Here is an 8880-nt window from a genome sequence, read left to right on the forward strand (position 1 = left end):
CTAATGGCGTCTTTTTTGATTTGGATTCTTAGATATTAAGTGATACCAAACTGAGCAATCAAGATAGGGGATGTGAATGGTTGGGTGTAGGAGGCTGCTGTCGTATGGCTTAATACCAAAGCCCAGCTCTGAGAAAGGGAACTCGTTAAAACTCGCACGTTCCAAAGCAGTAACAACCAACTAACTTGAAACAGCTGTAAAGAGGGTCATAATACCCCATCAATAAGGGCAGCAGATTGTTCCGCACGTAATGCGGACTAAGTGAAACAAATACCGTTGGGAACCATACCGCAAGTATAAGGGAGCGGAAGTGGCAAGCGCATGACGGAGGGTTAGGGCGCAACTAAATAAGCAAGCATAAGGGCATCGGTATACGGTGTCCTTTTTGCTATGTAAAGGAGGAAACAAACAATGGCACAGAATTACGCGTATCTCGATCAATACGGCATCCTGCATCTACACGATGAGGAACATGCCAAACAGCACGGCAAACATGTTGCTACTGAGCTGCAAGCAGACGAAAGCGGTTATCCGATTGTAGAGGGCAGCGGTGTAGTCTACTACAGCAACGAGGATGCAGCATACATCAAGGGCAACCGTAAGGATGGACAACGTATCAGTACACCAGCTGTAATTAAGCAGTTGGCTGATCAACTTAAGTAACTCTAAAGGTCGGGTGCATAACGCACCTCACCTTATTTGACACATACAGGATTATAGCGGTTCGATTCCGCTGTGTGTCTTATATATGGTATATTGGACGAAAAAACGGTGGTGGTTGAATGTTCGGACGTGAGAAGAAGGAAAATGAGAAAGTGATGAAAAAAGCACTCGAAGACATGCCTTGGTTTTGCAGAGTGAGTGAGAACTTGGCGGTTAACTTGTCTGATATAACAAGCATTGACTATGAATCTAAAATTGTGTGGTCTGGTAATACCGAATATCAAGGTGATGATAAACATTGGAGCCAGTTTTTAGAGGCATATGAAAACCATCAAAAGAAAGAAGGGATCAGGGAGTTATTCAACGAACTGATTAAAAAGTATGAAGAAGCTGAATGGACTGTAATAACTGAATACTCAGGCAAACTTGATGAAGATAGAAAAGAGCTTGAAGATGATATAGAAAAAATGCGGAGTAGAATTGAAAAACTGCTCGAATAGTCGCCAATAGGCGGCTTTTTTATTTGCTGAAAGGGTGAATGCGATGATAACGCAGGAATCTATAGACAGGTTGCCATGGTATTACAAAGTATGGGCGTATGGATTCCTACTCGCTTACTTAACGATATCTTGTTTGTTTTATTGGACCATGGCTAGAGTGATTTTGCCTATCATTTTGTTAAGAAGAAAGATAAGGAGGTAAATCCATGAAACTTTATACAGACGGAACCATAGAAGGAACACCACAGGAGATAGCGGAGTATAAAGGGTTGAGTGATGATAAGCTGACAAGGGAAGTACGAGTAGGAACGGTTTATATTGGTAATCAGCCGTTGTTCGATGTAAAGGCAGATGTCGCTGCTTTAAGGAGGACTAAACTTGGGTCATAACTATGTCATTGTAGTTCTACCAGAAACAATCATTCAAATACTATTGATCGTCTTGGTTATCACAGGCATATCGCTAAGCATATGGCAATGGAATAATGAACGGCGCAGGAAGAAGGCTATAGAAGGCTTGGAAACTGTTGTGACCAAGTACGAGCAGGCATATGATCGAATGTTTAATGAGGAGGAATAGACCCGTAATATACATCTGAAAATAGCTGAGAGGTGACAGCTAAGTAGGATACACGGGTCTATTTGTCATGGGGAGTATTAACTAGATTCTTTTTCCCTCTTGGCTAACACATCATCAATTATCAATAGGTGATCAACAAGTGGGTTGAGGATAAAAGTTTCAAAAGTAAAGAAAAGAAAAATAATTAAGCAGATGACGAACGCCAGAATCACAAGGAAACCTGCTGAAATTAAAAGATTTAGGTTATCACTGTTATTTTTATAGTAAAGCGAAGATATTGCTATACCAACTGAAATTATAGGTAAAACACCAGAAGTAAAGTATTTCGTCAACTGATTTTTGATAGTAAACCTTTGTTGCTTGATGGCGATCTCTAATTTTAAATTCTCTAATGACTGGGTGTCATACTTTTTGTAGTACTCTACAAAAGTGTTTGTATTTTTTTCTAACCGGTAACTAAATTGCAAATCGTTTTGCATTGTGGACTTAAATCTTTTCAGTGGTTTTTTTAGATGCCTTCTCACCCACAAAAAATGAGGAAGCTCAGCAACGATTAGTATTACAAGCATAATGATAAAGAAGGCTAAAAAGCTAAAAAACAGGACAATTTCAAGCATGTATCCAACTCCTATGTATAAAAGTGCGTTACATTAGAAATTATCGGTTTATTTTCAAATTTCCTTATAACAAAACCAACACAAATAACCAGCCGGGGGTGGTGAAATGTAGTCATGGATTGGTCAGCAATCAGAGAAGAGTACGAAACAACGGATATTTCCTTAACCGACCTAGCTGATAAGCATGGTATCAAGTACCCGACCATTAAGAGTCGGAAACAGCGGCAAGGTTGGGATAAAGATGCATCCGAATCCATAAAAGATGCGTCCAACGTTAAAGATGCATCCCAAAAAAGACGCGGCCCACCCAAGGGCAGTCGAAACGCAGCGGGGCATGGTGCTCCCAAAGGTAACAAGAATGCAGTGGGCAATAAAGGTGGCCCAGGTGGTCCTTATGGGAACGACAAAGCTGTGACGCATGGATTCTTTCGCAAGTTCCTACCAGCTGATACCGCAGAAATAATGGAAATGATTGAAGAACGATCCCCCTTGGATATGATATGGGATCAAATCACTCTCCAATACGCGGCAATCCTCAGAGCGCAACAAGTCATGTACGTTACTGATAAGGATGAAATGATTAAGGAACTGAAAAAAGAGAAGTTCGAGGTTATGGACACTTCAACTAAAGAAGAGACTTCCTTTCAACCAGTTGTTACAGAACAGGAATTTGAATTTCAGTTTGCTTGGGATAGACAGGCAACATTCCTTAATGCTCAGAGTCGCGCTATGACCACGCTGCAAGGACTCATTAAGCGGTATGAGGAAATGTGTAGGCTTGGTTATGCCGATGAAGAGCAGCAACTACGGATTAGCAAACTGAAAGCGGAAGTGGATTCTATGGATAAAGGAAAAATGTCAGAATCGGTAGTGTTTAAGGATGATTTGCATGAGTAACGAAATAAGCTTACAAGAGGCAATAGGCAAAGGGTATGCCGAATTTTGGCGTTTTCGAGGACGTTACCGTGTAGTCAAGGGCGGCCGGGGTTCTAAGAAAAGCGTGACCTCTGCTTACTGGATCATCTACAACATGATGAAGATGCCGTTAGCCAACACGCTGGTTCTGAGAAAGACGTTTAATACTCATAAGGATTCAACATGGGCGCAGCTGAAATGGGCCGCTCATCGGTTGAAAGTATCACATTTATGGCAGTTTAAGAAAAGCCCCCTTGAAGCTGTATATAAGCCGACAGGACAGAAAATATTGTTCCGCGGCCTTGATGATCCGATGTCCATCACATCTATAACGGTGGATAACGGTTTTTTGTGTTGGGCTTGGTTTGAAGAAGCATACCAAATTTTAAACGAAGATGATTTTGACAAAGTTGATATGTCTATCCGGGGAGAACTGCCCGAAGGATACTTTAAACAATTGACGCTTTCCTTTAACCCGTGGAATGAAAAACACTGGCTGAAGAAGCGTTTTTTTGATGTCTCCAATCCAAATGTCCTGGCAATCACCACGAATTATCGATGCAATGAGTTCCTGGGGGAAGATGATCGTGCATTGTTTAAATGGATGAAAGAGCATAAACCCAAACGTCACCGGGTTGAAGGTGATGGGGATTGGGGGATTGCTGAGGGCGCTATATATGAGGATTGGAGAGAAGAAGACTTTGACTGGAAAGCCATCTCTAAGCAAAGCGGATATAAAGCCGTTTTCGGCCTCGACTTTGGTTACACGAATGACCCGAGCGCACTAGTTTGTGCTCTCGTAAACAAAGAGGCGAAGAAGCTTTATATATTCGATGAGCATTATGAACACGGCATGCAGAATGACGATATTGCCCAGATGATTAAAGGCAAGGGCTATGCGAAAGAGCGGATCATTGCTGACTCATCGGAGCCCAAATCCATTGATGAGATAAGAGGCTACGGTATCGGAAGGATACGGGCTGCTGATAAGGGCCCAGACAGTGTTAAGAATGGCATCCAATTCATTCAACAATACGAGATTATAGTCCACAAATTCAATTGCCCCAATGTTGCTATTGAGCTTTCAAGCTACGTATGGGAGCAAAACAAAGCAGGCAAGTTCATGAACAAACCTATAGATGACTTCAACCATACGTTGGATGCTTTAAGGTATGCCATGGAGCAAATTAGAAAGCCAGCTACATTTGAATTTTAAGGGAGGAGGTAAACATGACCACAACAGAAGAAGTAATCTACAACCTTGAAAAAAATGCTCCTATGACCAATAGGGAGATAGCACAACAAGAGGTTAATGACTTCAAACGATCCAAGAAACTAGAGTGGATGATTACGGGTGAACTGTACTATCGAAACAAGACAGATATCCTCGAGCATAAGCGGTATGTTATCGGTGAAGGCGGCGCTAAGATTGAGGCGCAAAATCTCGCCAATAACAAACTGGTATTCGGGTTTGTACGCAAGCTGGTTGATCAAAAGACCGGCTATTTGCTGTCTAAACCGATAAGTATTACAACTGATGGGCCCAAAGAGTATAAGGATGAACTGGATAAATACTATGGTAAGTCTTTCTTACGCCAACTCAAGAACCTTGGAAAAAATGCTGTCAACAATGGTATCGGATGGTTGCAAGTATACTATTCTGAAACGGGAGAGTTGAGTTTCAAAGTCATTCCGACTAAGGAGTGTGTGCCGCTTTGGAAAGATGGAGCTCATACTGAATTGGATGCAATGATTCGCTTCTACCCAGTCGAAGTATACGAGGCCAAGACAAAAAAGACCATTCAAATCATTGAGTTTTGGGATTCAAACGGTGTTATGAAGTGGGTGCAAAACTCCACGTCCGACTATGTGCCGTACGAGGAATTGCAGGGGCATTTTTCTGCTGAGGATGTTAACGGAAATGTTCAACAGCTCAACTGGGAGCGTATCCCGTTCATCCCGTTTAAATACAACGACGAAGAAATGCCGTTGGTTGAGATCCTAAAGACATTGGTCGATGATTACGACAAACACGTCTCCTTCAACTCTAACAATCTTGAGGACTTACCGAATGATATCATCGTGCTCAAAAACTACGATGGTACGGATTTGGGGGAAGCACGGCGTAACTTGGCACAATACCGTATGACAAAGGTTTCTGGTGACGGTGGCATTGATACAATTAGCGTTAACATTGATACTACGGCGCTAACTAGCCATATAACTGAGTTGCGGAAAAGTATTTATGAGTTTGGACGCGGGGTAGATACGCAATCCGATAAATTTGGTAACAGTCCTTCCGGTATAGCTTTACGTTTCCTATATGGTGACCTGGATATGGATGCGAACATCATCGAGACTGAGTTTCAAGCTTCTCTGGAGCAACTGCTCTGGTTCGTTAATCAGCATTTGGCGAATACAACGAACAAAGATTACTCTGAGTTTGATGTAGAGTTCATCTTTAACCGGGATATCCTGATCAACGAAACGGAAGCTGTGACAAATGCTAAGGATAGTGTAGGCGTTATTTCCGACGAAACCATTGTGGCTAATCATCCATGGGTAACCAACGTGCAGGACGAACTCGATAGGCTCAAAAAGGAAAAGAACGATGCTATGACTGTGGCAGAAGATCAACCTTACGGCGGCACGGGTGGCGTCCCTCCTGAACCAGTACCAAAACAGGATGAACAATCATGAGGTCCGAGGAATACTGGTCTAAGCGTATGGATGCCCTTAATGAGGCGCAGCTAGGCAAAGGAGATGCTTACGTCCGCAAAATGGAGATTGAGTATGCCAAGGCTAACGCATCCATCCAAAAAGATATTGACGTGTTCTACCAGCGGTTTGCGAAAAATAACGAGATCAGCCTAGCTGAAGCAAGGCAAGTGCTCAAAGCTGGGGAGCTCAAAGAGTTCAAATGGACGGTAGATGACTATATCAAGGCAGGCCGCGAAAATGCTGTGGATCAGCGTTGGATGAAGGAACTTGAGAATGCATCCATAAGAGTGCGTATGACTCGCTTAGAGGCTCTACAAATGCAGATGCGGCAACATGTCGAGGTGCTGACTGGAAAGCGTCAGGCAGGCGCTAAAGAGCTTATGGGCGATATATACAAGGATGGGTACTATCATTCGGTATTTGAGCTTCATAAAGGCACAGGACTAGGTGCTACATTTTCGAAGTTGGACAAGCGGCAGATTGAGGCGGTCTTAAGTAAGCCGTGGGCGGCAGATGGTTCAAACTTCTCAGCGCGGATATGGAAAGACCGTGATAAGTTGGTCCATGAGCTTCAAACCGTGCTTACACAAGGCATGATACGCGGCGATACGCCGGACAAGATGATTAACGCCTTATCTGACCGTATGGGAGTATCTCGATCAGCTGCAGCACGAATCATCCAAACTGAATCCGCCTACTTTGCCGGCCAGTCTCGCATGGATGCCTATAAGGAGTTAGGTGTAGAGCAGTACAAGTTTACAGCTACCCTGGATAAACACACATCAAGTATCTGCCGGCACATGGATGGAGAGGTATTTGCGGTGTCCGAGGCAGAGGTAGGAGTTACTTACCCGCCGCTGCATGCTCATTGCCGCTCTACTACGATTCCTTATTACGAGGATAATGTTCAGGAGCGAATAGCTCGGGAAGAAGATGGCAAGAACCAAGCGGTACCTGGCGACATTACCTATGAGCAATGGGAAAAGGAATATGTTAAGCCAAACGCACCGAATGAACCCACAGAAAGCAATGTGCCTGATCCTGAGGTTGAAGAGCCTGGGGGAAGTTTTAACAGGAAGTACAATCCAAAAGCTTCTTACCATGTTGATCTACCTAATGTGTCTGAACCGGTATTGGAAAAATTGGCTGAGGTTAACCGCAGTCTTGCCCGGGAAGGCCACAAAGCAGGCAAAGAAATCATGGTTATTATGGATCAGACAGCAGGCAAGAAAATCGGTCGGGTCGATGGCGTCATAAACAAAGTTACATTCACTCCTGAGATACACGATTCGCTTATTAAAGCACCGCCGAATAGCGTAATCCTGACTCACAACCACCCGAGAGGGACAAGGGTTAACGTTAAGGATATACGTAACATGGCTATTTATCCCGCTATATCTAGCCTACTTGCAGTTGGGCATGATGGCGGAGTAAGTGGAGTATCATCCAATGGTAAATCATCCGATCTGCTTGTGTTTAATAATGTGCTGGAAGCTACTGCTATGACTGCTCTTGAGCAGTTACAAAGCAGCGAGAACTATGCTACAATGTCAGAAACAGCCAAGAATGAATATATGGATTACCTATGGTTGCGATTAATCATAAAAGAACTGGGGTGGACGTATGTCGAAGACTTCCAAGCAGCCAAAGCGGACTATCGGTTTAATCGATGATACGCCGCTGAAGCTGGATTTTACCAAAACACCTAAAGAAATAGCTGCTGACATGCTAAGGCAAGTCAAAGAGCCATTTGAAAAACAAAATAGTAAGGATTAAAGCCTGATTGCACATTTAGATGCAGCAGGCTTTTTATTTTGCCTATCGCCGTTTGGTATTGTGGGCGTAAAACACAAGACATCACTGGTCGAGACCAGGTTAAAAAACGAAGATGAAGGAGCGGTATATATGGAATGGTTAAGAGTATTGCTGGAGGGTCAAGGCGTGCCAGCTGACAAAATTGATGCTATCACAAAGGAGGTTGAGGAAAAGTACACCGGATATGTGCCTAAGCATCGATTTGATGAAATAAATGATGCTAAGAAGCAACTTGAAGGTGATTTGAAGGAACGCGATAAGCAACTGACCGATTTGCAGAAGGCGGCAGGGGATGTGCCAGCGCTACAGGATCAGATTACAAAGCTTCAGGCGGACAATAAAGCCGCTACCGACAAGTACGAAGCTGATATGAAGGAACTGCGAATGAACACTGCGCTTAAGATGGCTCTAAGCGGTCAGGCGCACGATCCTGATATTGTGGCTGGACTGCTGGACAAATCGAAAATTGAACTGGACGACAACGGCGCTGTGAAAGGCGGCTTGGACGACCAACTCAAGGACCTGCGTGATAGCAAGTCTTTTTTGTTTGTTCCAAAAGAGGAAGGTAATACGCAACCGACTTTCAAAGGTGCTAAACCAGCGGAAGGTGCAGGGGCTGGCAACCCACCAGCACCATTGAAGGGTTATGACGCAGGCAAGTCAATTGCCGAGCAAAGAAATGGGAGTGAAAAATAATGAACTTGAATCCACGTGTTAAAGAGTATGGATCACAAAAGGAAATCCTTTATGTCGTAAAGGGCTCCATTGAAAAAATCGGTGGGGTGACATTGGACGGCACTAAGTTTGCTGTAAACACACTTGTTCCAGCAGGTACAGCAATCAGCATCCAAGCCAACGGGCTGGCTAAACCGTTTGCGGATGCTGACACAGGCAAGGTTTATCTCACATCACATGATGCGTTTACAGGAGATGCGACCACACAGAACGTCATTGTTGGTGCATGGGCAGAAGCCTTGGTTGTGGAAAGCAAACTCACAGGCGTTACAGCAGCATTTAAAACAGCGGCAGGCGGACGTTACCGTTACTACTAAAACAGGGACAAGGGAAGG

At 43.8% G+C, this 8880-nt stretch carries 11 protein-coding genes; 10 read left to right on the plus strand and 1 reads right to left on the minus strand.

Features of this window, described 5'->3' with window-relative positions; translation table 11 throughout:
* The first annotated feature begins 411 nt into the window (after positions 1-411).
* The 4 genes from MMB75_RS25545 (at position 412) to MMB75_RS25560 (ending at position 1742) form a co-directional block, all read left to right on the plus strand.
* A complete protein-coding gene (locus MMB75_RS25545; protein WP_277511473.1) occupies positions 412-663 on the plus strand; it encodes a hypothetical protein in 252 nt (83 codons plus the stop codon).
* A 119-nt stretch (positions 664-782) separates the two neighbouring features.
* A complete protein-coding gene (locus MMB75_RS25550) occupies positions 783-1163 on the plus strand; it encodes a hypothetical protein (protein ID WP_277511474.1) in 381 nt (126 codons plus the stop codon).
* A gap of 206 nt (positions 1164-1369) precedes the next feature.
* Entirely contained in the window at positions 1370-1552 is a 183-nt protein-coding gene (locus MMB75_RS25555) for a hypothetical protein (RefSeq protein ID WP_277511477.1), read from the plus strand.
* On the plus strand, positions 1542-1742 hold the full coding sequence (locus MMB75_RS25560) for a hypothetical protein (RefSeq protein ID WP_277511479.1): 201 nt from the start codon (positions 1542-1544) through the stop codon (positions 1740-1742). Before MMB75_RS25555 ends, MMB75_RS25560 begins: the two co-directional genes overlap by 11 nt.
* A gap of 77 nt (positions 1743-1819) precedes the next feature.
* Here MMB75_RS25560 and MMB75_RS25565 read toward each other — a convergent pair whose 3' ends face one another.
* Positions 1820-2359 (minus strand): hypothetical protein, encoded by a 540-nt coding sequence (locus tag MMB75_RS25565; RefSeq protein WP_277511482.1) that lies wholly within the window; start codon positions 2357-2359, stop codon positions 1820-1822.
* Between the two features lie 114 nt (positions 2360-2473).
* On the opposite strand from MMB75_RS25565, the gene terS reads away from it, so the two are divergent.
* From terS to MMB75_RS25595, 6 genes are all read left to right on the plus strand, one after another.
* A complete protein-coding gene (gene terS, locus MMB75_RS25570) occupies positions 2474-3256 on the plus strand; it encodes a phage terminase small subunit (RefSeq protein WP_277511485.1) in 783 nt (260 codons plus the stop codon).
* Positions 3249-4490, plus strand: coding sequence for a PBSX family phage terminase large subunit (locus MMB75_RS25575; RefSeq protein WP_277511486.1), 1242 nt, complete (start codon positions 3249-3251; stop codon positions 4488-4490). Before terS ends, MMB75_RS25575 begins: the two co-directional genes overlap by 8 nt.
* Positions 4491-4504: 14 nt before the next feature.
* Positions 4505-5974: a phage portal protein gene (locus MMB75_RS25580; protein WP_277511488.1), complete on the plus strand. Its 1470-nt coding sequence runs from the start codon at positions 4505-4507 to the stop codon at positions 5972-5974.
* Positions 5971-7668: a minor capsid protein gene (locus MMB75_RS25585; RefSeq protein WP_277511489.1), complete on the plus strand. Its 1698-nt coding sequence runs from the start codon at positions 5971-5973 to the stop codon at positions 7666-7668. The genes MMB75_RS25580 and MMB75_RS25585 overlap by 4 nt, the downstream gene beginning before the upstream one ends.
* 232 nt (positions 7669-7900) lie before the next feature.
* Positions 7901-8506: a phage scaffolding protein gene (locus MMB75_RS25590; protein ID WP_151255376.1), complete on the plus strand. Its 606-nt coding sequence runs from the start codon at positions 7901-7903 to the stop codon at positions 8504-8506.
* A complete protein-coding gene (locus MMB75_RS25595) occupies positions 8506-8862 on the plus strand; it encodes a hypothetical protein (protein ID WP_151255377.1) in 357 nt (118 codons plus the stop codon). Before MMB75_RS25590 ends, MMB75_RS25595 begins: the two co-directional genes overlap by 1 nt.
* Positions 8863-8880: the final 18 nt, after the last annotated feature.

It is taken from the genome of Paenibacillus sp. P2(2022), assembly GCF_029522175.1.
GTDB lineage: Bacteria > Bacillota > Bacilli > Paenibacillales > Paenibacillaceae > Paenibacillus > Paenibacillus polymyxa.

Coding starts and splice junctions, on each gene's coding strand:
- MMB75_RS25555 (WP_277511477.1), top strand. CDS start 1,370: ATGAAACTTTATACAGACGGAACCATAGAAGGAACACCACAGGAGATA.
- terS (WP_277511485.1), top strand. CDS start 2,474: ATGGATTGGTCAGCAATCAGAGAAGAGTACGAAACAACGGATATTTCC.
- MMB75_RS25565 (WP_277511482.1), bottom strand. CDS start 2,359: ATGCTTGAAATTGTCCTGTTTTTTAGCTTTTTAGCCTTCTTTATCATT.
- MMB75_RS25575 (WP_277511486.1), top strand. CDS start 3,249: ATGAGTAACGAAATAAGCTTACAAGAGGCAATAGGCAAAGGGTATGCC.
- MMB75_RS25595 (WP_151255377.1), top strand. CDS start 8,506: ATGAACTTGAATCCACGTGTTAAAGAGTATGGATCACAAAAGGAAATC.
- MMB75_RS25585 (WP_277511489.1), top strand. CDS start 5,971: ATGAGGTCCGAGGAATACTGGTCTAAGCGTATGGATGCCCTTAATGAG.
- MMB75_RS25590 (WP_151255376.1), top strand. CDS start 7,901: ATGGAATGGTTAAGAGTATTGCTGGAGGGTCAAGGCGTGCCAGCTGAC.
- MMB75_RS25550 (WP_277511474.1), top strand. CDS start 783: ATGTTCGGACGTGAGAAGAAGGAAAATGAGAAAGTGATGAAAAAAGCA.
- MMB75_RS25580 (WP_277511488.1), top strand. CDS start 4,505: ATGACCACAACAGAAGAAGTAATCTACAACCTTGAAAAAAATGCTCCT.
- MMB75_RS25545 (WP_277511473.1), top strand. CDS start 412: ATGGCACAGAATTACGCGTATCTCGATCAATACGGCATCCTGCATCTA.